A 24,615-nucleotide genomic window follows, 5' to 3' on the forward strand; every position below is an offset into this window, starting at 1 on the left:
AGAACGGGTGAGAACACATGACCGATGAGGACAAGCTCCTCAGCTACCTGAAGAAGGTCACGGCCGACCTCCACCAGACGCGGCAGCGCCTGGCCGCGGCCGAGGCACAGCACAACGAACCCATAGCGATCGTCGCGATGGGCTGCCGCTTCCCCGGCGGCGTCAGCGACCCCGACGACCTGTGGCGGCTGCTCGACGAGGGCGTCGACGCCATGTCCGAGTGGCCGCGCGACCGCGGCTGGGACATCGACGCGCTCTACGACCCGACGCCCGGCACCCCCGGGCGCAGCTACACCCGCACCGGCGGATTCATCGACCGCGTCGGCGACTTCGACGCCGGGTTCTTCGGCATCTCACCGCGCGACGCCGTCGGCACCGACCCGCAGCAGCGGATCCTGCTGGAGATCTGCTGGGAGGCCCTGGAACGCGCCGGCATCGACCCGCTGTCCCTGCGCGGCAGCCGCACCGGCGTGTTCACCGGAACCAACCTCCAGGACTACACCACCCTGCTCAGCCACTCCGACAACGCCGGCGACGACGGCGTCGGCAACGCCCCCAGCGTCCTGTCCGGCCGCATCTCCTACACCCTCGGCCTGGAGGGGCCGGCCGTCTCCGTCGACACCGCCTGCTCCTCCTCCCTGGTCACCCTGCACCTGGCGGCCCAGGCCCTGCGCGCGGGGGAGTGCGACCTCGCCCTCGCCGGCGGCGTCACCGTCATGTCGACACCCACCATCTTCCTGGAGTTCAGCCGCCAGCGCGGACTGTCGCCCGACGGCCGCTGCCGCGCCTTCGCCGACGCGGCCGACGGCACCGCCTGGGGCGAGGGCGCCGGCGTCCTCGCCGTGGAACGGCTCTCCGACGCCCGCCGCAACGGCCACCCCGTCCTCGCCGTGCTGCGGGGCTCCGCCGTCAACCAGGACGGCGCCTCCAACGGACTGACCGCCCCCAACGGCCCCTCCCAGGAACGGGTCATCTGGCAGGCCCTGAAGTCCGCCCGGCTCGTCCCCCCCGACATCGACGCCGTCGAGGCGCACGGCACCGGCACCACCCTCGGCGACCCCATCGAGGTCCAGGCCCTCCTCGCCACCTACGGCCAGGACCGGCCCGCCGACCGGCCGCTGCTGCTCGGCTCCGTGAAGTCGAACATCGGCCACACCCAGGCCGCCGCCGGAGTCGCCGGCGTCATCAAGACCGTGCTCGCCCTGCGCGCGGGACGGCTGCCTGCCACCCTCCACGTCGACCGGCCCAGCCACCACGTCGACTGGTCCGCCGGACACGTCGAACTGCTCACCGAGTCCCGCGCCTGGCCCGACACCGGGGACCGGCCGCGCCGCGCGGGCGTGTCCTCCTTCGGCGTCAGCGGCACCAACGCCCACGTCATCCTGGAACAGGCCCCGCCGCCCGAGCAGGAGGACACCGCCCCACCCGCCGACGACACGCCCCGGCCCCGCGCCTTCACCGTCTCCGGCCGCACCGCCGCCGCCCTGCGCGCCCAGGCCAGCCGCCTCGCCGCCCACCTGCGCGCCGCCCCGGACGGCACGCCCCGCCCCGCCGACCTCGCCTGGTCCCTCGCGGCCACCCGCCCCGCCCTCGAACACCGTGCCGCCGTCGTCGCCCCGGACCTCGACGTGCTGCTGCGCGGACTGACCGCGCTGGCCGACGGCACCCCCGACCCGGCGGTGGTGCGCGGCGTCGCCGACACCGAGGGCGACCCGGTCCTCCTCTTCCCCGGCCAGGGCCCCCAGTGGGAGGGCATGGCCCTCGAACTGCACGCCGCCGACGCCCGGTTCCGCGCCTCCTTCGACGAAGCCGCCGCCGCCGTCGAGGCGTTCACCGACTACCGCGTCCTCGACGTGCTGCGCGGCACCCCCGGCGCCCCGCCGCTGGAACGCCTCGACGTCGTCCAGCCCACCCTGTTCGTCGTCTGCGTCGCCCTCGCCCGCCTGTGGATGGCCTGCGGGGTCCGCCCCGCCGCCGTCGCCGGACAGAGCCAGGGCGAGATCGCCGCCGCGCACATCGCCGGCGTCCTCACCCTCGAGGACGCGGCCCGCGTCGTCGTCACCCGCTCCCGCGAACTGACCGCCATCACCGGCCGGGGCGGCATGGTCGCCGTCCCCCTGCCGCTCGCCCAGGTCGAACAGCTCCTCGCCCCCTACGAGGGCCGCGTCTCCGTCGGCTCCGTCACCGGGCCGCGCTCCGTCACCGTCTCCGGCGACGCCGAACCGCTCGCCGAACTCCTCGCCCGCCTCACCGACGACGGCATACGGGCCCGCCGCGTCCCCGTGGACTACGCCTCCCACTGCGCCCAGGTCGAGGAGGTCAAGGACGCCCTGCTCGCCGGGTTCGCGCCGGTCCGCCCACGCCCCGCCGAGATCCCCTTCCACTCCACCGTCACCGGCGCCCGCGTCGAGGACACCACCACGCTCGACGCCGCCTACTGGTACGAGAACATCCGCCGCACCGTCCGCTTCGAGACCACGGTGCGCGCCCTCGCCGGCGCCGGACACCGCGTCTTCGTCGAGGCGGGCCCCCACCCCGTCGTCACCACGGCCGTCGGCGACATCCTGGACGACCTCGGCATCACCGACGGCGCGGTCCTCGGCACCCTGCGCCGCTCCGAGGGCGGACCCGAGCGGTTCCTCGCCTCCGTCGCCGCGCTCGCCGTGCGCGGCGGACCCGTCGACTGGAGCGCCGTCCACGACGAACCCGCCCGCCGCGTCGACCTGCCCGTCTACGCCTTCCAACGCCGCCGCTACTGGCCTGCGTTCACCACCGACGACACCACCGCGACCGCCGCCGGCACCGCCGACGCACCCTTCTGGCAGGCCGTCGAGTCCGGTGACCTCACCGCCCTCGCCACGGCCCTCTCCCTCGACGAGCCCACCGTCGCCACCCTGGCCCCGGCCCTGGCCGACTACCGGCGCCGCAGCAACGACCGTGCCACCGCCGACCGCTGGCGCTACCGCATCACCTGGGCACCGCTGCACACCGGCGACACCGCACCCCTCACCGGACGGTGGCCCCTCGTCGTGCCCCGCGGCCACGAGGACGGCCCCGAGGCCACCGCCGTGCGCGACGCGCTCACCCGCGCCGGCGCCGAGTGCGTCCCCGTCGTGATCGACGGCCCCCTCGACCGCGCCACCGTCGCCGGCGCCCTCGCCGAAGCCGTCGACGGAGCCCGCGGTCTGCTCTCCCTGCTCGCCCTCGACGGCGCGCCGCACCCCGACCACCCGCGACTGCCCGCCGGATTCGCCGCCACGGTCGCCCTCGTCCAGGCGCTGGACGACCTCAACACCCGCCTCCCGGTGTGGTTCCTGACCCGCGGCGCCGTCGCCACCGGCCCCGGCACCGCCCCCGCCCACCCCGCCCAGGCCCTCGTTTGGGGCTTCGGACGCGTCGTCGCCCTGGAACAGGCCGACTGCTGGGGCGGCCTGATCGACCTGCCCGAGCACTGCGACCGGCGCGCCGCCGACCGGATCGTCACGGTCCTGGCCGGAACCGACCACGAGGACCAGGTCGCCGTCCGCGCCACCGGCGTCCTCGGCCGCCGGCTGGAGCGCGCCGCCGTGGGCGGTCTGCCCGGCCGCCGGGCGTGGAACCCGCAGGGCACGGTCCTTGTCACCGGCGGCACCGGCGCCCTGGGCCGGCACGTCGCCCGCTGGCTCGCCCGCGCGGGCGCCCCAAACCTCCTGCTGGTCAGCCGCTCCGGCCCCGACGCCGAAGGCGCCACCGAACTGCTCGCCGAGCTGACGGCCGCCGACGCCCGGGCCGACCTCGTCGCCTGCGACATCGCCGACCCGGCCGACCTCGCCGCCCTGCTGGCCGCCATCCCCGAGGACCGGCCCCTGACCGCCGTCTTCCACACCGCCGCCGTCCTCGACGACGGCGTCATCGGCTCCCTCACCCCCGACCGCCTCGCCGAGGTGCTGCGCGTCAAGGTGGGCGGCGCCCTCAACCTGGACGCGGCCACCGCGGACCTCGACCTGTCCGCGTTCGTCTTGTTCTCCTCGTCCTCGGGCGTCTTCGGCAGCGTCGGACACGGCAACTACGCCCCGGGCAACGCCTACCTCGACGCGCTCGCCGAGCACCGCCGCTCCCGCGGCCTGCCCGCCACGGCCATCGCCTGGAGCGGCTGGGCCGACGGCGGCATGGCCTCCGGCACCGTCGGCGAGCGCCTCCAGCGCCACGGCGTCCGCCTCATGGACCCCGCCGTCGCCGTCACCGCCCTCCAGGACGCCCTGGACCAGGACGACACCACGCTCGTCGTCACCGACATCGACTGGGAGACCTTCGGCGCCGAACTCGAAAAGGGACGCCCCCGCCGCCTCTACACCGGGCTCCCCGACCTGGAGCGGCTGCGCGCCCGCCGCCCGGCCCCCGCCCCGAGCGGCTCGGGCGAGGAGGACGGCGACGTCCTCACCGCCATCGCCGCCCTCTCGGAGACGGACCGGCGCCACGCCCTGCTGGAACTCGTCCGCGCGCACATCGCCTACGTCCTCAACCATCCCAGCCCCGACGACGTCGAACCGGCCCGCGCCTTCCGCGAACTCGGCTTCGACTCCCTCACCGCCGTCGAACTGCGCAACACACTCGGCGAGGCCACCGGTATGCGGCTGCCCGCCACCCTGGTCTACGACTACCCGACGCCCGCCGCGCTCGCCGAGCACCTCAGCGAGCGGCTCGCCCCGGCGGTCCCCACCGCGACCGGCGGCTCCGCCTCCGTGGCCCGGCGCGACACCGCCGAGGACCCCGTCGTGATCGTCGGCATGGCCTGCCGCTTCCCGAGCGACGCCGACACCCCCGAGCGGTTCTGGCAGCTCCTCGCCGACGGCACCGACGTGATGGTCCCCTTCCCGGAGGACCGCGACTGGGACGTCGCGGCCCTCTACGACCCCGAGCCCGGCCGGGCGGGCCGCACCTCCACCCGCACCGGCGGCTTCCTCGACGGCTTCGCCGACTTCGACCCCGGCGTCTTCAACATCTCGCCGCGTGAGGCGGTGGCGATGGATCCGCAGCAGCGGCTGCTGCTGGAGATGGCGTGGGAGACGTTCGAGCGGGCGGGCATCGACCCGCGCACCCTGCGCGGCAGCCGCACCGGCGTCTTCGCCGGCACCAACTACCAGGACTACACGTCCCGTCCGATCGCCCCGGGCGACGACGTCGGCGCCCACCTCGGCACCGGCAACTCCGCCGCCGTCCTGTCGGGACGCATGTCCTACACCTTCGGCCTGGAGGGCCCGGCGGTCACCGTCGACACCGCCTGCTCGTCGTCCCTGGTCGCCCTGCATCTTGCCGTGCAGTCCCTGCGCGCGGGGGAGTGCGACCTGGCGCTCGCCGGAGGCGTCACGGTGATGTCGACCCCCGGTCTGTTCGTGGACTTCAGCCGTCAGCAGGGGCTGGCGGCGGACGGCCGGTGCAAGGCCTTCGCGGACGCGGCGGACGGGACGGGCTTCTCCGAGGGCGGTGGCCTGCTGCTGGTGGAGCGGCTGTCGGACGCGCGGCGCAACGGGCATCCGGTGCTGGCGGTGGTGCGGGGTTCGGCGGTCAACCAGGACGGTGCGTCCAACGGGCTGAGCGCGCCGAACGGTCCGTCGCAGCAGCGGGTGATCCGTGCCGCGTTGGCGGATGCGGGCGTGTCGGCTGCGGAGGTGGACGCCGTGGAGGCGCACGGGACGGGGACCCGGTTGGGCGACCCGATCGAGGCGCAGGCGCTGCTGGCCACCTACGGCCAGGAACGCGCGGGGGACGATCCCCTGTGGCTGGGGTCGGTGAAGTCGAACGTCGGTCACACGCAGGCGGGTGCCGGTGTGGCGGGCGTGATGAAGATGGTGCTGGCCATGCGGCACGGAGTGCTGCCGACGACGCTGCACGTCGACCGGCCGTCCTCGCACGTGGACTGGGACCAGGGCGCGGTGGAGCTGCTGACCGGGGCCCGGGAATGGCCGGAGACGGGGGAGCGCCCCCGGCGCGCGGGTGTGTCGTCGTTCGGCATCAGCGGCACCAACGCGCATGTGGTGCTGGAGGCCGTACCCGAGGAGCCGGCGGAGGCGGAGCCGGCGGTGTGGGCGGGGCCGGTGCCGTGGGTCCTGTCCGCGCGCAGTCGCGACGCCCTGCGCGCCCAGGCCGCCCGACTCCTCGACCACGTCACCGCGCACCCCGACGCACGGCCCGTCGACACCGCGCTGGCCCTGGCGACCACCCGGACGCCCTTCCCCCACCGGGCCGTGCTCGTCGCCACCGGCCACGAGGAGTTCACCGCCCGGCTGCGGGCGCTGGCCGACGGGGCCCCGCTGCCCGGCACCGTCACCGGCACCGCACGCTCCAGCGGCCGTACGGCGTTCCTGTTCACCGGACAGGGCGCCCAGCGGCCCGGCATGGGACGCGACCTGCGCGCCGCCTTCCCGGCGTTCGCCGAGGCCTTCGACGCCGTGTGCGAGCGGATCCCCGGACTGCGCGAGGCGGTGCACGGTGACGACACCGACGCGCTGACCCGTACCGAACACGCCCAGCCCGCACTGTTCGCCTTCGAGGTGGCCCTCTACCGCCTGCTGGAGTCCTGGGGAGTACGGCCCGACCACGTCGCCGGGCACTCCGTCGGCGAGATCGCCGCCGCCCACGTGGCGGGCGTGTTCCCTCTCGACGACGCCTGCGCCCTGGTCGCCGCCCGCGGCCGGCTGATGCAGGCGCTCCCCTCCGGCGGCGCGATGGCGTCGATCCGGGCCGCCGAGGACGAGGTGCTGCCCCTCCTTGCGGGCCGCGAGCACGAAGTCGGCATCGCGGCCGTCAACGGACCCCTCGCCACCGTCGTCTCCGGAACCGAGGCCGCCGTCGCGGAGATCTGCGACCACTTCGCGGCGGCCGGACGGCGCACCACACGGCTGCGGGTCGGCCACGCCTTCCACTCGCCGCTGATGGACCCGGTGCTCGACGACTTCCGGGCCGTCGCCGCCGGCATCTCCTACGCCGAGCCGACACTGCCCCTGGTCTCCGGCCGGACCGGCGAGACCGCCACGCCCGGCCTGCTCACCGACCCCGAGTACTGGGTACGGCACGTACGCGAACCGGTCCGGTTCCACGACTGCGTCGCACGGCTGTACGGACTCGGCGCCCGCCGTTTCCTGGAGGTCGGCCCCGACGGCCCGCTCACCGCGCTCGCCGAGGCCGCCCTCGCCGAGCCGGAGCCGTCCGCGGCGGACGAGCTCGTGTGCGTTCCGTCCGCCCTGCGCGACGGACCGGAGACGGATCAGCTACTGACGGCCGTCGGCACGCTCTTCGCGCACGGCGCCGCACCCGACTGGGCGGCGCTGTTGCCCGGCGCCCGCGTCGTGCCGCTGCCCACCTACGCCTTCCAGCGACAGCGCCACTGGCTGCCCACCGCGCCCTTTGCCGGCGACCCGGAGGCCGCCGGACTGCGCACCGCGGAGCACCCGTTCCTCGGCGCCGAGGTCACCCGGGCAGGCTCCGACGACCTGCTGTTCACCGGGCGGCTGTCGCTGCGCAGCCACCCCTGGCTCGCCGACCACACCGTCCTCGGTCAGGTCATCCTGCCCGCCACCGGCCACCTCGATCTGGCCGTGCACATCGGCGACCGCACCGGCTGCGCACACCTGAGCGAACTCACCCTGCTCAGCCCGCTCGTCGTGCCCGGCGAGGGCGCCGCCCTCATCCAGGGCACCGTCGACGGCGCCGACGCCGACGGCCGCCGCGCCTTCACCGTGTGGTCCCGGCCCGACGGGGACGACGGCCCCTGGCAGCGGCACGCCCAGGGCGTCCTGGCCCCGCTGGCGCCGCCCGCCCCGGCCGACGACCTGGCCACCTGGCCCCCGCCGGGCGCCCGGACCGTCTCCGACGGCGACCCCTACCCGGCCTTCGCCGCCGCCGGATTCGACTACGGCCCCAGCTTCCGCGGCCTGGGCACCGTGTGGGAGCGCGACGACGAGGTGTACGCCGAGGTCGCGCTGCCGGAGCCGTACCGGCAGGACGCCGCACGGCACGCGCTGCACCCCGCGCTGCTCGACGCGGCCGTGCAGACGCTGCTGGTCCGCCGCCCCGGTGTGCCGGACGATGAGGCAGCGGCGCCCATGCTGCCGTTCGCCTGGTCCGGACTGACCCTGCACGCCACCGGCGCGACCGCGCTGCGGGTCCGCCTCACCCCGGCGGGCCACGACCACGGCTACCGGGTCCTGGTCACCGACACCACCGGCCGGCCCGTCGCCACCGCGGACGCGATCACCCTGCGCACCGTCTCCGCCGCCCCCGCCGAAACCAGCCGGCCCGAACTGCTGCGTCTCGACTGGCGGGAGACCCGCCCGGCCCCCGAGGCCCCGCGTCCGGGCACGGTGCGCTGGATCGTCCTCGGCGACGGCGACGACCGGGTGGCCGCCGCCGTCGACGCGGCGGGGGTCCACCTGGAGACCTACGCCGACCTCGAGGCCCTCGGCAAGGCCGTCGACACCGGCATGACCATGCCCGACGTGGTCCTCGTCGCCCCCGAACCGCACCCCGCCGACGCCCACGCCGCCCTGCCCGAACGGGTCCGCGGCCGACTGGCCCGCGCCCACGAGCTGATGTGCGGCTGGCTCGCCGACGAGCGGTACGCCGACTCCCGGCTGGTGTTCGTCACCCGCGCGGCGGTCGGCGCCGGGGACGCCGGGACCGACGCCACCGGTGCCGCCCTGTGGGGCCTGGTCCGCTCCGGCCAGGCCGAACACCCCGGCCGTTTCCAGCTGGTGGACCTGGCAGCCGACGTCACGGACGACGGCGACGCCCCCGCCCTGCTCGCGGCGGTCGCCTCCGGACGCCCGCACGGCGCGATCCGCGACGGCCGCGTCCTGCACCCCGACGCCGCGCCCGCCGGGGCCGGCGCCGCACCCGCCCTCGCCGACGGCACCGTGCTGGTCACCGGCGCCACCGGCACCCTCGGCCGCGCGGTCGCCCGCCACCTCGTCACCCGGCACGGCGTACGCTCCCTGCTCCTCACCGGCCGGCGCGGACCCGCGGCCGACGGGGCCGACACCCTCGTCGCCGAACTGACCGAACTGGGCGCCCGGGTCCACCTGGAGGCCTGCGACATCGCGGAACGCTCGGACGTCCAACGGCTGTTGGACCACCTGCCGGACGAACTGCCGCTGACCGGCGTCGTCCACGCGGCCGGCGTCACCGACGACACCGTCCTCACCGCGCTCGACGGCGGGCGCTTCGACACCGTGCTGCGGCCCAAGGCCGACGGAGCCTGGCATCTGCACGAGCTCACCGCCGGCCGGTCACCCGCCGCGTTCGTGCTGTTCTCTTCCGCCGCGGGCACCTTCGGCGCCCCGGGCCAGGCCAACTACGCCGCCGCGAACGGCTTCCTGGACGGGCTCGCCGCCCTGCGGCACGCCCTCGGGCTGCCCGCCACCTCCGTCGCCTGGGGCCTGTGGAACGACGACAGCGGCATCACCGGCCGGCTGTCCCACGCCGACCGCGGCCGGCTGGCCCGCGGCGGCCTGCGCCCCCTGGCCACCGAGGACGCCCTCGCGCTCCTGGACGACGCGCTGGCCACGACCGACTCCGCGGTGATCGCCGTCGCCACGGGCTCCGGCCGCTCCGGTGTCCGGGCGATGCTGCGGCCCGCCGCCCCGACCGTCACCCGCAGGACCGCGGCGGGCGCCGACCCGGACGCGGCAGCATCCTTGCTCGCCGGACGCACCCCCGACGAGGGCCGCGCCCTGCTGCTGGACCTGGTGCGCGAACGGGCCGCGACCGTCCTCGGCCACGCCGGACCGGACGAGGTGGAGCCCGACCGGCTCTTCACCGAGCAGGGCTTCGACTCGCTCACGGTGGTCGAACTGCGCAACCACCTCGCCACCGTCACCGGCCTGAAACTCGCCCCAACCCTGCTTTTCGACCACGCGACCCCCGAGGCGCTCGCCGCCCATCTGCACGGCAGGCTCGGCGACCGGGCCGCCCCGGACACCGGCCGGGGAGAAGCGGCGCCGGCCGCTGCCGGGGCGCGCGCCGGGGACACCATCGGCACCCTGTTCAAGCGGGCCTGCCTGGACGGCCGGGTCGACGACGGCTTCACCCTGCTCCAGGCAGCGGCGGCACTGCGTCCCACCTTCGCCTCGCCGGACGAACTCACCACCGTTCCCGGGGCGATCCGCCTCTCGGCCGGCGACACCGCCGCACCGCTGGTCTGCTTCAGTTCCTACGTGGCCCTCGCCGGTGTCCACCAGTACGCCAGGTTCGCCTCCGCCTTCCGCGGCCGGCGCGACGTATGGGCCCTGCCGACCCAGGGCTTCGGCACTGGAGAGGCACTGCCGGCCACCTTCGACGCGGTCGCCGACCTGCACGCCGACGCGGTGCACCGCACCGTGGGCGACACCCCGGCGGTGCTGCTCGGATCGTCGTCCGGCGGCGTCCTCGCCCTGTCCACGGCCCGGCGGATGCAGGAACGCGGCGCCGCACCGGCCGCCGTCGTCCTGCTCGACACCTACATGCCGCGGGCCGACTCCCCGTTCCTCCGGTTCTCCCAGCAGATGCTGGGCGGCATGTTCGACCGCGAGTCCATGTTCGCGCACATGGACTCCGACCGGCTCACCGCGATGAGCTGGTACGTGGCGATGATCGGTGAGTGGGAGCCGGGTCCGCTGGACTGCCCGGTCCTGCTGGTCCGCTCCACCGAACCCCCGGTGCCCGCGGAGCCCGGCGAGGAGATGCGGCCCGAGGAGTGGCAGACGTCCTGGGACCGGGCGCACACCGTGCTCGACGTCCCCGGCAACCACTTCACCATGATGGAGGACCACGCCCGCTCCACCGCCGAGGCCGCCGACGGCTGGCTCACCAACCGGGGCGCCTGACCCGGGACCCCGCCCACGCCAAGGGCCCTGCCCCCTCTCCGGAGGGGGCAGGGCCCTTGGCGTGGGCGGGGAGCGACGAAGCCTGTGCGGCCCGGTCAGACCGCCCAGGCCGGAAGGTCCAGGACGGTGACGACACAGGCCGTGCACATCCAGCCCGGCCCCTGCGAGATCAGCAGCACATGGTCGCCGGGCGCCACCTCCCGATTGCGGACCAGATGTTCCAGGGTGATGATCACATCGGCGCCGCCCACGTGCCCGATGCCCTTGCCGTAGTCGAACGTCGACCGGTCCATGGGCAGACCGAGCGGCATCATCACCGAGTACTCGACCATGCGGCCGTCCATGTTGATCGGAACCACCTTGGCGAGGTCGCCGGCGTTCAGATCGGCGCTCACGAGAGCCCGGCGGATGACACCGAGATTGAAGAGGGTGAGCTTCTCGAGGGTCTCGGAGAGCGGTGTCTCGGTCTCGCTGTACCGCGTGGCCCGTTCGGCCATCTCCTCCTCGCTGCGCTGCCCGTCGCCCGGCAGCAGGGGTCCGTCACCGCGGTGCCACCGCTCCAGTTCCGGAAGGATGCCGGTACTCAGCGACCTGACCTGCGCGAAGCCCTCGTCCGCGCTGACCAGGACGGAAGCGCCACCGTCGGAGAGGAAGTAGGCCTGCCCCAGCCCCGAATAGCGGTTCAGGCCCGTCGCGGTGAAGTTCTCACCGGAGGTGATCAGCACGGCCTCCGCCTCCGCCGCACCGGTGATCTGGCCGACGGCCACCTCCAGCGCGCCGAGCATGCCGTTGCAGCCCTGCCGCAGGTACAGCGAGCTGGTCGGCTCCAGCTCCAGCTCGCGCAGCACGTAGCCCGGCGGATAGGAACCCTGCGGGCCCTGGTAGTAGACGGCACTGTGGACATGGCTCGTGAGGGACTCGGGGTCGAGCTTCGAGCGGTCCAGAGTGACGCGTGCGGCGGCTATCGCGAGTTCGACGGCCGGGATGTCGTGGGCGAGATGGGTGCCGGTCAGGCCGTTCGCGTCCACGATGTCCTGCGCGATCAGTCCTTGCGCCACGGCCCGCTCGACGGGCTCGAAATCGTGCAGCACGACCCCCAGCGAGTCGATGAACACGTTCTCAATTCTCATCCTGGTTCCTTCCGTTGTCGTCGAGAGGCGAGGCGGCCGGGGTGAGGAGCTGCTCGATCAGGTGCCGGGCGAGATCCAGCGGCGTTTCGAAGTCGAACGCCACACCCGCCGGCAGCCGGAGCCCCGTCGCCTCGACGAGCGCCGTACGCAGTTGCAGCGCGGTGAGCGAGTCGAACCCGAGATCCTTCAACCGGGCGTCCTCCGCCACGCCGCCCGGTGTCGTGTGCCCCAGGACCGCGCCCGCCCGCTCCCGCACGAGGCCGGTCACCACGGTCTCCCGTTCCTCCGGATCCATCGCCGCCAAGCGGTGCGCGAGGCCGCCCTGCTCCTCGGGGGTGTCCTGAGCCATGCGGCGCGCGGAGCCGGACACGAGGGACCGCATCACGGCCGGTACGGCACCGGACCTGGCGTCGTCGGCCAGTGCGGCGAAGTCCGGGCGGGAGGCGACGACCAGACCGCGGCCGGCCGCCCACGCCGCGTCGAACAACCCGAGGCCGTCCCCGGTTTCGAGCGGACGCGTTCCGTGCAGAGCCGCCGGCTGCCGGTCCGTCGCGACGGAACCCGCCAGACCACTGGCCCCGGCCCACAGCCCCCAGGCGACCGACGTCGCCGGGATGCCCCGGGAGCGCAGATGGTGGGCGAACGCGTCCAGGAAGGTGTTGGCCGCCGCGTAGTTGGCCTGTCCGGGGCCGCCCGTGATGCCGGCGACGGAGGAATACAGCAGGAACTGCCTCACGCCCGCCTCACGGACCAGGTCGTACAGATGCACGGCCGCGTCCACCTTGGGCCGCAGCACCTCGGTCAGCCGCTCGGCCGTGAGGGACGGGAGAATCCCGTTGTGCACCGTGCCGGCGGTGTGGACCAAGGCACCGATCCGCCGGCCGTCGAGCAGCGCGGCCAGGGCGTCGCGGTCCGTGACGTCACAGGCTGCCACCTTGACCCGGGCGCCGAGCGCGGAGAGCTCGGCCTCCAGGGCCGCGGCACCCGGCGCGCCCGACCCCTGACGGCTCGTCAAGAGTAATTCCCTCACCCCGTGTTCGGTCACCAGGTGCCGGGCGACCGCGGAGCCCAGGGTGCCCGTACCGCCGGTGATCAGTACGGTGCCGTCCGGGCCGGCGTCGAATGCCGGGAGGACGTCGGCGGGGGCGAGGCGCGTCATCCGCGGCACCCGGGCCGTCCGCCCGCGCAACGCCCACTGCGGTTCCGGGGTGGACACCACACGGTCCAGGGCACGCCAGGTGGGCTTGGCGGTGTCGGTGTCCACGAGCACGAAGCGGCCCGGATACTCCGACTGCGCACTGCGGACGAGTCCCCAGACCGCGGCCACCGCGAGATCCAGCGGCGACACGTCGTCGGGACCGCTCACCGCGGGCACGGCACCGCGGGTGAGGAACACCAGCCGGGAGTCGTCGTACAGGGGCGTCGTCACCCAGGCGCGCGCCGTCTCCAGGGCCCGGGCCGTCGTGGCGTGGACGGCGTCCACCAGTTCCCGGCCGGAGAGAGCGGCGGCCTCCCGCAGGAAGGGCACCACGACGACATCGGGCACATCGCGGCCGGCCTCCACGGCGGTGGTGAGCGCCGCCAGATCGGGATACGCCTCCGCGTACCGTCCCGCCGCCATCAGCGACGACCGCGCCCGCACGGGATCCTCCCCCACGATGGCCCAGGTCGTGCCGGCGTCCGCGGCGAGGTGCCGCGTGCCGGTCTCGGCCCATTCGATGCCGAACAGGCTGTCCTGCTGCGCCACGTCCGTGGCTCTGCGCACCCCGCGCGGGACGGCCTCCGGGCGGAGGCACACCGCCGACAGGACGGGGCTGCCGGCCGCGTCGGAGGCGAACAGCGCCACGGAACCGTCGGCGCGGGGGGAAACCCGGACGCGCAGGACGGAGGCGCCGAACGCGTGCAGGGAGACGTCCTGCCAGAGTCCCGCCCGCCAGGAGTCCCCGGCCTGGGGCAGGGCGCCCTCGACGCCCACCAGGCCGAGCGCGGCCTGGGCCAGCACCGGGTGCAACCCGAACCACCGGGCCTCCTCGCGCAGCGTGTCCGGCAGGGCGACCGCAGCGAACACCTCGCTGCCGCGACGCCACACGCCCCCCACGGCGGGCTGCACGGGCAGGTGCCGCAGGTCCGGTACGGACTCGGGGGCCGGGGTGGCGTCGGCGGGCGGCCAGACCTCCAGGTCCCAGTCCGGCCGGTCCGCCGCCGCGGCCAGCTCGCCCGTCGCATGGCAGATCCACGGCAGGCCGAGGACCTCGTCGGAGTGCCGGGAATGCACCGACACCGTGCGCACGCCGGGCTCGGAACCCGCACCCACGGTGACGCGGATCTGCAGCGAGCCGGCCGTCGGTGCCGCCAACGGCGCCTGCGGTGTCAGGGTGGGCAGCCGGCCGAGGCCGAGCTGCTCCCCGGCCGCGAGGGCCAGCTCGGCGACCAGCCAGCCGAGGGCGGCCGGGCGCTCGTTCACCAGCCACGGGTGCGTCGACGCCGAGAGACGGCCGGTGAAGACCACGGTCTCGGTGCCGGGCAGCTCGACGGCCGCGCCCAGCAGAGGATGCGCGGCGGCGACCGCGCCCAGGCCGGACGCGCCACGTGTGGAGTTCGCGGAGGGGGTGAGCCAGTGGTGGGTGCCCTGGAAGGGGTAGGTGGGCAGGTCGGGGTGGACGGGGACGGGGGTGGGGCGTACGGCGATGCCGCTGGTGAAGGCGGTGGCGACGGACTCGGTGAAGTCCCGGGCGTCGCCGCGGTGGCGGTGGAGCGTGCCGAGGACCACGGGTTCCGGGTCGGCCACTTCCTGCAGGGTCTGCTGCACCGGCAGGGTGAGTACCGGGTGCGGGCTGACTTCGATGAACGCGGTGAGGCCCGCTTCCGCGGCGGCGCGTGTGGCTGCTTCGAAGGCGACGGTGTGGCGCAGGTTGCGGTACCAGTAGTCGGCGTCGAGGTCACTGCCGTGGATCAGGTCTGCGGTGAGCGAGGAGTAGAGGGGTGTGTCGGTGTCGCGTGGGGTGATCGGGGCGAGTGCGTCGAGGAGTTGGTCGCGCATCACTTCCACGAAGGTGGAGTGGGATGCGTAGTCGACGGGGACGCGTCGGCAGCGTATGTCGTGCTCGTCGCACCATGCGCTGAGCCGGTCCAGCGCCTCGACGGGGCCGGCGAGGACGGTGTTGTCGGGGCTGTTGACGGCGGCGACTTCCAGTCCGAACAGTGCGGCTGTTTCCTCTGCCTCGGTCCGGGGGACGGCGAGTGAGGCCATGCCTCCGCCGCCGGAGTGCTGGGCGATGAGGCGGGAGCGCAGGGCGACGACGCGTGCGCCGTCGGAGAGGGAGAGTGCGCCGGCCACGGTGGCGGCGGCGATCTCGCCCTGGGAGTGTCCGATGACCGCGGCGGGGCGTACTCCCACCGCCCGCCATTGCGCGGCCAGGGACACCATGACCGCCCACAGGGCGGGCTGGACCACGTCGACCCGCTCGAAGTCGGGCTGGTCGGGCACGCCCCGGAGCACGCCCAGCAGATCCCAGTCCACGAACGGCTCCAGAGCCCGCGCACACCGGGCCAACTGCTCGGCGAATGCCCCGTTCTCCTCCAGCAGTTCCACGGCCATGCCGGACCACTGGGCGCCCTGGCCGGGGAAGACCCAGACCGGATCGCCCGCCGGACGACCCGCACCCCACAGCCCTTGGTCCGTTGCGCGCAGGCGTTCCACCAGTGTGTCGCGGTCCGTGCCGGTGGTGGGAAGGGCGGCGCGGTGTTCGAACACCGTGCGTGACCCGGCGAGCATCCGCGCCACCGCGCCCACGGGTACGTCCGGATGCCGTTCGACGAAGTCCGCGACGCGCTCCAGCGAGGCCCGCACCGCGCCCTCGCTCCGTCCCGACACCAGCAGGGGCAGCAGCGTGTCGTCACTGTCGGCGTCGTCCCGGGGAATCTGCTCGACGGGCGGTGCTTCCTCCAGGATCAGGTGGGCGTTGGTGCCGCTGATGCCGAAGGAGGAGATGCCGGCGCGGCGGGGTGTCGCCGTGCCGGGCCAGGGCTGGGCCCGGGTGACGAGTTGTACGTGACCGGCGTCCCAGTCGACGTGTGACGAGGGGCGGTCCACGTGCAGGGTGCGGGGCACGGTTCCGTGGCGCATGGCCAGCACCATCTTGATCACGCCGGCCACGCCCGCGGCCGCCTGCGTGTGACCGATGTTGGACTTCACCGATCCCAGGAGAACCGGCTCACCGGGGGGCCGTCCCTGCCCGTAGGTGGCCAGCAGCGCTTGCGCCTCGATCGGGTCACCCAACGACGTGCCCGTACCGTGCGCCTCGACCACATCCACCTCGGTGGCCGGAACACCCGCCTGGGCCAGCGCCGCACGGATCACGCGCTGTTGCGCCGGACCGTTCGGGGCCGTCAGGCCGTTGGACGCGCCGTCCTGGTTGACGGCCGACCCGCGCACCACCGCCAGCACCGGATGCCCCAGCCGCCGTGCCTCGGACAGCCGTTCCAGCAGCACCAGGCCGACGCCCTCGGCGAACCCCGTACCGTTCGCGCCGTCCGCGAACGCACGGCACCGCCCGTCGGGGGACATGGCACGCTGCCGGCTGAAGGCGGTGAAGGTGCCCGGCGTGGCGATGACGGTGGCGCCGCCGGCCAGTGCGAGCGAGCATTCCCCGTTCCGCAGCGACTGGGCGGCCAGGTGGATGGCCACCAGCGACGACGAGCACGCCGTGTCCACGGTGATCGCCGGACCCTGCAACCCCAGCAGGTACGAGAGGCGGCCGGAGATGATGCTGGTGGCGTTGCCCGTGAGGAGCATGCCGTCCAGGCCCTCCGGGGCCTCGTGCAGCAGGGTCGAACCGTACTCCTGGGCGATGGCGCCGACGAACACGCCGGCCGTGCTCTTGTCGAGAGACGTCGGGTCGATGCCGGCGCGCTCGAAGGTCTCCCAGGCGGTCTCCAGGAGCAGGCGCTGCTGCGGGTCCATGGTCAGCGCCTCGCGCGGCGAGATGCCGAAGAAGGCCTCGTCGAACCGTCCGGCGCCGTCCAGGAAACCGCCGTTGCGGGTGTAGGAGGTGCCCGGCTTGTCCGGGTCAGGGTCGAACAGGGTGTCCAGGTCCCAGCCACGATCGGTGGGGAACTCGCTGATCGCGTCGGTCTCGGACCGCAGCAGGTCCCACAGGTCCTCGGGTCCTGCGACCCCGCCGGGCAGTCGGCATCCCATGGCCACGACGGCGATGGCGTCGTCGTCCGGAGGGGTGCTCGTCCGCGCCGGCGGCAAGGACGCGGAGGCCGCGGTTCCGGCGAGGCTCTCGTTCAGGTGCTCGGCCAGGGCGTGCGGGTTGGGGTAGTCGAAGACGACGGTCGGGGCCAGCCGCAGACCGGTCGCGGCATTGAGCCGGTTGCGCAGTTCCACCGCGGAGAGCGAGTCGAAGCCGATGTCCTTGAACACGCTGTCGGCGCGTACGGCGTCCGGCGTCTCGTGTCCGAGTACCGCGGCTGCATGCCGGAGCACCAGGGCGAGCAGAGCGCGCTCGGCCTCCTCCGGTGAGAGTCCGGCCAGTTCCGCGAGGGTGCCGTCGGCCCGTCCCCCCTCGTCGGTGGCGGTGCGCCGCGTTGCCGCGCGCACCAGACCGCTCAGCAGGACGGGTACCCCCTCGGGGCGGCGGCGCAGTGCGGCGTGGTCGAAGCGGGCGGCGACACAGGTGGCCGCGTCGCCGGTGACGGCGGCGTCGAGGAGGGCCAGTCCCTGGTCGGCGGTGAGCGGCCTGACTCCGTTGCGGGCGATGCGACCGCGGTCCGTGGCGCCCAGGTGCGCGGTGAGGCCACCGTCCTCCCAGAGGCCCCAGGCCACCGCGGTGGCCGGCAGCCCGAGCGAGCGCCGGTGCTCGGCCAGGCCGTCGAGGAAGGCGTTGGCCGCGGCGTAGTTGGCCTGTCCGACGCCGCCGATGGTGCCGGCGATCGACGAGAAGAGGACGAAGTGCGCCAGGTCCGCGTCGCGGGTGAGATCGTGCAGATGCAGCGCCGCGTCCACCTTGGGGCGCAGCACCGTGTCGACCTGCTCCGCGGTCAGATCGGTGACCATGCCGTCGGCGAGGACGCCCGCGCTGTGCACGACGGCGGTCAGCGGGCGGTCGAGGGCGTCGAGTACGGCCGCCAGCGCATCGCGGTCGGCCACGTCGCACGCTTCGACGGTCACGCAGGCGCCCAGGGCGGTCAGTTCGTCGACGAGTTCACCGGCTCCCGCCGTCTCGCGTCCGCGCCTGCTCAGCAGCAGCAGATGGCGGGCGCCGTGCGCGGTGACCAGGTGCCGGGCGGCGAGCCGGCCCACGCCGGTGGTCCCGCCGGTGATCAGGACGACCCCCTCGGGGTCCAGCCGGCGCGGTTCGCCGGGTGCCGCGTCCGTGGCGTGCGTCAGGCGGGGGATCAGCGGGCTGCCGGCGCGCACCGCGGTCTGCGGCTCTCCGGAGGCGGCCGCGGCGAGCAGCCCGGCCACCTCGGCGGAACCGGCTCCGATGTCGGCCCCGGGCTCCAGGTCGACCAGGACGGCCCGCCCCGGCTGTTCGGCCTGCGCCGCCCTGACGAGACCCCAGGTCGCCGCTCCGGCCGGATCGGTCACGCCGGTGGCGGCATCGGCGGGCACGGCGCCCCGGGTGGCGACGATCAGACGCGTCGCCGCGTACCGCTCGTCGGCCAGGTGACGCTGTACGTGTGCGAGCGTGTCCTGGACCCGGGCACGGGCCGCGGCGGCGGTGTCCTCGGCTGTCCCCGCGGGCCGGTCGCGGAGCAGGAGCAACGTGTCGGGCGTCGGACCGGAGGTGTCGGCGCTCGGGTCCGCCACGGCGTGCGCGTCCACGCCTGCGCCGGCGAGGGCGGCGGCGAGCCCGGACGCCCGGTCGCCCACCACGAGCCACCGGCCCGACGGCTGCGGCGCGGGCGTCGGCGCGAGGGCCCGCCACTCCGTGCGCAGCAGCATCCGCCGGACGGCCTCGTCCGCCGCGCTCACCGATCCCTCGGCCACGGGCCGGGTCAGCAGCGTGTTCACGGAGACGACGGGGGCTCCCGCCGGGTCGACGGCGAGCAACGAGACGCCCTCGGACTCCGACCATGTCAACCGGACCCGCAGGGTGGTGGCACCGGACGCGTGCAACTCCACGCCCTGCCAGGAGAACGGCAGGCTGAGCGGCCCGGTGCCCTCCTTCTCGACCTCGTTCAGCACGTCGGCGTGGAGGGCCGCGTCGAGCAGCGCCGGATGGACGCCCCAGCCGTCGGACTTCTCCCGCTCGGGCAGGGCGACCTCGGCGAAGACGTCCCCGTCCCGGCGCCAGACCGCCCGCAGGCCCTGGAACACCGGTCCGTAGCCGTAGCCGGCGCGGGCCATCCGCTCGTAGGCGTCCGCGACGGGCACCTCTTCGGCGCCCCGGGGCGGCCAGTTGGCGAACACCCCGGCCGCTGCGGAGTCGGCGCCCCGCCCCGCTGCGGGGGTCAGGAAGCCGCGGGCGTGCCGGGTCCACAGCGGACTGTCGGTCGACTCGCCGCTCTGCGGCGCGGAGTGCACGGCGACCGGGCGGCGTCCGGACGCGTCCGGCGCCCCGACGGTCACCTGGACGCTGACGGCCTGCCGCGCCTCCACGACGAGCGGGCTCTCCAGGACCAGTTCCTCCAGGGTGGACGCTCCCACCTCGTCACCCGCCCGGATCGCGGCCTCGACGAAGGCCGTACCGGGGAACAGGACGGTCCCGTTCACCACGTGGTCGGCGAGCCACGGGTGGGCGGCCGTGGAGATCTGCCCCGTGAAGACCAGACCGTCCTCCTCCGCGCGCTGGACCGCCGCCCCGAGGAGGGGGTGGCCGACGGGGAGCAGACCGAGGGACTGGGGGTCACCGCCGGTGGACGGGGTGAGCCAGTGGTGGGTGCCCTGGAAGGGGTAGGTGGGGAGGTCGGGGTGGAGGGGGGTGGGGGTGGGTCGGACGGGGATGCCGTTGGTGTAGGCGGTGGCGACGGACTGGCTGAAGTCCTGGGGGTCTCCGTGGTCGCGGTGGAGTGTGCCGAGGACGACGGGCTGGAGGTCGGGCAGTTCCTGGAGGGTCTGCTGGACCGGCAGGGTGAGGACGGGATGCGGGCTCACCTCGATGAAGCCCATGGCACCCGTCTCCGCGGCCGCGCGGGTGGCGGCCTCGAATTCGACGGTGTGGCGCAGGTTGCGGAACCAGTAGTGCGCGTCGAGGTCACCGCCCGGCACCAGTCCCGCGGTCAGCGAGGAGTACAGCGGTATGTCACCCTCGACCGGCGCTATCGGAGCCAGGACCTCCAGCAGTTGGTCGCGCATGATGTCGACGAAGGAGGAGTGGGAGGCATAGTCGACCGGGACGCGTCGGCATCGGATGTCGTGTTCCTCGCACCATGCGGCGAGTTGGTCGAGTGCTTGGGCGGGGCCGGAGAGGACGGTGCTGGTGGGGCTGTTGACGGCGGCGACTTCGAGTCCGAAGCGGGTGGCGGCTTGTTCTGCGTCGGTTCGGGGGAGGGCGAGGGAGGCCATGCCTCCGTCGCCGGCGTATTGGGCGATGAGTTGGGAGCGCAGGGCGACGACGCGTGCGCCGTCGGAGAGGGACAGGGCGCCGGCGACGGTGGCGGCGGCGATTTCTCCCTGGGAGTGTCCGATGACCGCGGTGGGGTGTACTCCGACGGCGCGCCATTGTGCTGCGAGGGACACCATGACGGCCCAGAGGGCGGGTTGGACCACGTCCACGCGGTCGAAGCCGGGCTGGCCGGGCTCGCCGCGGAGGACTCCGAGCAGGTTCCAGTCGACGAATGGTTCGAGCGCGTCCGCGCACTGGGCCAACTGCTGGGCGAATGCGCCGTTCGCGTCGAGCAGTTGGACGGCCATGCCGGTCCACTGGGCGCCCTGGCCGGGGAAGATCCACACTGGATCGCTCACCGGGCGGCCCGTCCCGCGCATCACACTGTCAGGGGTGCGCAGGTGCTGGATCAGCGTGTCGCGGTCGGTGCCGGTGAGGGGGATCGCGGCGCGGTGTTCGAACACGGTCCGTGAACCGGCCAGCATCCGCGCCACCTCGCCCACCGGCACGTCCGCGTGCCGTTCGACGAAGTCCGCGACCCGTTCCAGTGACGCACGCAGCGCACCCTCGTCACGCCCCGACACCACCAACGGCACCAACGCGCCGGAATCGGCAGTCGGCGGAACCTGCTCGACGGGCGGCGCCTCTTCGAGGATGAGATGGGCGTTGGTCCCGCTGGCACCGAAGGAGGAGACGCCGGCGTGGCGAGGTGTCGCCGTACGGGGCCAGGGCTGTGCCTGGGTCACCAGCCGGACGTCGCCCGCGTCCCAGTCCACGTGAGACGACGGCTGGTCGACATGCAACGTACGGGGCATCGTCCCGTGTCGCATGGCCAGCACCATCTTGATGACGCCGGCGACACCGGCGGCGGCTTGTGTGTGGCCGATGTTGGACTTCACCGAGCCCAGCAGCACCGGCTCACCCGAGGACCGTCCTTGCCCGTAGGTGGCCAGCAGTGCCTGCGCCTCGATCGGGTCGCCCAAGGACGTGCCCGTGCCGTGGGCTTCGACCACGTCCACGTCGGCGGGCGACACGCCCGCCTGGGCCAGGGCGGCGCGGATCACCCGTTGCTGGGCCGGTCCGTTCGGCGCGGTCAGGCCGTTGGACGCGCCGTCCTGGTTGACCGCCGAGCCGCGCACCACCGCCAGTACGGGATGGCCGTGCCGCCGTGCGTCCGACAGCCGTTCCAGCAGCACCAGGCCGACGCCCTCGGCGAACCCCGTACCGTTCGCGCCGTCCGCGAACGCACGGCACCGCCCGTCTGCGGAGAGCGCGCCCTGCCGGCTGAACTCGACGAGCGCACCGGGGGTGGACATCACGGTGGCGCCTCCGGCCAGCGCAAGTGAGCATTCCCCGTTCCGCAGCGACTGGGCGGCCAGGTGGATGGCCACCAGCGACGACGAGCACGCCGTGTCCACGGTGATCGCCGGACCCTGCAACCCCAGCGCGTAGGAGATGCGGCCCGAGGCCACGCTGGCGGCGGCGCCGTTGCCGAGGTAGCCCTCCAGGTCCCGCGGGGAACGGTCGTAGAGTCCGGGGCCGTAGCCTCCGTGCATCACCCCGGCGAAGACGCCCGTCCGGCTGCCCTTCATCGTGGCCGGGTCGATGCCGGCGCGCTCGAAGGTCTCCCAGGCGGTCTCCAGGAGCAGCCGCTGCTGCGGGTCCATCGCCAGCGCCTCGCGCGGCGAGATGCCGAAGAACGCGGCGTCGAAGGTTCCCGCCCCGTCGAGGAACGCGCCCTGGCGGGCGGACGACTTTCCGCCGCCCGCCCCCTCGTCGTCCAGTAGACGGTCGAGGTCCCAGCCGCGGTCCTCCGGGAGCGGGCCGACGGCGTCGGTCTCCGCCACGAGCAGGTTCCAGAAGTCCTCCGGTGTCCGGGTGCCGCCCGGCAGGCGGCAGCCCATCGCCACGATGGCGATGGGCTCGTCCGGCTCCGCGGCTGTGGCGTCGGCCGCCGGTGCCGCCTCACCGGTGGCGGAGCCGCCTCGGGCCAGCCCGTCGAGGTACTGCACGAGGGCCTGCGGAGTCGGGTGGTCGTAGGCCATGGCGGCCGTGAGACGGTGGCCGGTGGCCGCGGACAGCCGGTCGCGCAGGGTGACGGCCGCCAGGGAGTCGAAGCCGACCTCGTGCAGGGGCCGGTCGACGACCACGTCCTGGACGGACGGCAGACCGAGGATGTCGGCGATCACGGAACGCACCAGGGTGAGCAGTTCGTGCCGGGCCGCGGACGGGCCGGTGCCGTCGGTTGGCGGGATCACGACGGTTGCCGCGCCCGTGCCGTCGGTACCGTCCGTGCCGTCGGTGGCGGGGCGGACGGTGACGGCCGGGTTGACGAGGAGGAGCGTCGTGGTCAGGTCGCGCAGGCGCCGGCGGGCGGTCTTGCCGTTCGCCGTGCGCGGGACGGCGTCGATGACGTGGAACTCGTCGGGCACCTTGAAGTAGGACAGCTCCCGGCGGCACGTCTCCAGGAGCCGCCCGGTGTCGATGCCCTCGGCGCCGTCGGGTCCCGGCACCAGATAGGCGACGGGCACCTCGCCGAGCACGGGGTGGGGCTTGCCGGCCACCGCCGCCTCGGCCACGCCGGGCACCCCGGCGAGCACCTGCTCCACCTCGGCGGGATGGATGTTCTCGCCGCCGCGGATGATCAGCTCCTTGGTGCGCCCCGTGATGCTGAGAGCTCCGGCCGGGTCCAGGCGGCCGAGGTCGCCGGTGCGGTACCAGCCGTCCACGAGGACGGCGTCGGTGGCCTCAGGGTCGTTGTGGTAGCCGACCATGGTGGCCGGGCTGTGCACCCAGATCTCGCCCTCCTCACCCGCGGCCACCTCTTCTCCGGTCCGGGGGTCCGTCAGGCGCAGCGTCAGGCCGGGCAGAGGAGTTCCGCAGGAGCCCGGAACCCGCGCCCTGGCTGGCTCCTGGGTGGTGATGGCGCCTCCGGTCTCGCTGCTGCCGTAGCTGTCCACGAGGCGTACGCCGAAGGCGGCCTCGAAGTCCTCGTGCAGTTCGGGCGGGCAGACGGAGCCGGCCGCCATGCACACCCGCAGCCCGGGCAGTTCGACCCCCTCCTCGCGCGCCAACTCCACCATGCGGCGGTAGGTGCTGGGGGAGTTGACCAGGAAGGAGGCCCGCTCGCTGCGGACGGTCCCGATGATCTCGTCCGGGGCCGAGCCCTCCAGGATGTACGCTGACGCGCCGACGGCCAGCGTGGCGAGGACGCCGATGTTGTGCGAGGCGGCGTGGTAGAGCGGCATGGGCCACACCACCCGGTCGTCCGGGGACAGGCCGAGGATCGTCGCGGTGCACGCGGCGGTGGCCCACAGTGACTTGCGCTGGGTCGACACCACGCCCTTGGGGCGCCCGGTGGTGCCGGAGGTGTAGAGGATCCAGGCGGTCTCGTCGAGGCCGAGGTCGTCGCGCGCGTCGGTGGCGGGCGGGGTGACGGCGAGTTCCTCGAAGTCGGCGGTCCCGGGTACGGGTTCGGCGGCGCCGACGACGATCGGGCCACCGTCGAGGGCGCTGCCCCCGAGCGTCCGCTGCACCTGGGACAGTTGCGCCACGCCGGTGATCACCGTGCGCGCTCCGCTGTCGGTCAGGTGGTGGGTGAGCTCGGCGTCGGAGGACTTCGGGTCGACCGGTACGCCGACCGCTCCCGCGCGCGCGACGGCGAGGTAACTCTCCACCATCTCGACCCGGTTGCCCATGCGCAGCAGGACACGGTCGCCGCGGCCGACCCCGCGCGCGACGAGGTGGCCGGCCAGGAACCGCGTGCGCCGCTCCAGAGCGGCGTAGGTGACGGCGCGGCGGCCGTCCTGGAAGGCCCGCGCGTCCGGCCGGGTCCGGGCGTGGTCCGCGAGGATCTCATGCAGCGGCCGGACCAGCGCAACACGGGGCTTCTCAGTCACGACGCTCGACTTCCAATCACCTTGGCAACGGAGACACACGACTCGGGCGGTCCGGGCCGCCGGGCACGCGAACGGCGGGGAGTCCTCCCCTGCCTACGGGGTCAGTATGGGCGCGGGCGGGTTAGGTCTTTCTCTAGATCCGGCAGGCCCCGTGACCGGCCGGAACGGCACCCCGGGCGCGGTCGCACGGAGC

General features: G+C 74.4%; 3 protein-coding genes. 1 reads left to right on the forward strand and 2 read right to left on the reverse strand.

Translation table 11 applies throughout. From position 1 onward, the window contains the following. Positions 1-17 precede the first annotated feature (17 nt). Complete coding sequence (locus tag OHB56_RS37175) at positions 18-10,838, forward strand: type I polyketide synthase (RefSeq protein ID WP_406358257.1); 10,821 nt, start codon at positions 18-20, stop codon at positions 10,836-10,838. 95 nt (positions 10,839-10,933) lie between these two features. Here OHB56_RS37175 and OHB56_RS37180 read toward each other — a convergent pair whose 3' ends face one another. Next, positions 10,934-11,968, reverse strand: coding sequence for a ketoacyl-ACP synthase III family protein (locus OHB56_RS37180; RefSeq protein WP_055628649.1), 1,035 nt, complete (start codon positions 11,966-11,968; stop codon positions 10,934-10,936). Further along, a complete protein-coding gene (locus OHB56_RS37185; protein ID WP_406358259.1) occupies positions 11,958-24,422 on the reverse strand; it encodes an SDR family NAD(P)-dependent oxidoreductase in 12,465 nt (4,154 codons plus the stop codon). Before OHB56_RS37185 ends, OHB56_RS37180 begins: the two co-directional genes overlap by 11 nt. Positions 24,423-24,615: the final 193 nt, after the last annotated feature.

The organism is Streptomyces sp. NBC_01635 (assembly GCF_045209715.1).
In the GTDB taxonomy this organism is placed as follows: domain Bacteria; phylum Actinomycetota; class Actinomycetes; order Streptomycetales; family Streptomycetaceae; genus Streptomyces; species Streptomyces hirsutus.

Coding starts and splice junctions, on each gene's coding strand:
- OHB56_RS37175 (WP_406358257.1), top strand. CDS start 18: ATGACCGATGAGGACAAGCTCCTCAGCTACCTGAAGAAGGTCACGGCC.
- OHB56_RS37180 (WP_055628649.1), bottom strand. CDS start 11,968: ATGAGAATTGAGAACGTGTTCATCGACTCGCTGGGGGTCGTGCTGCAC.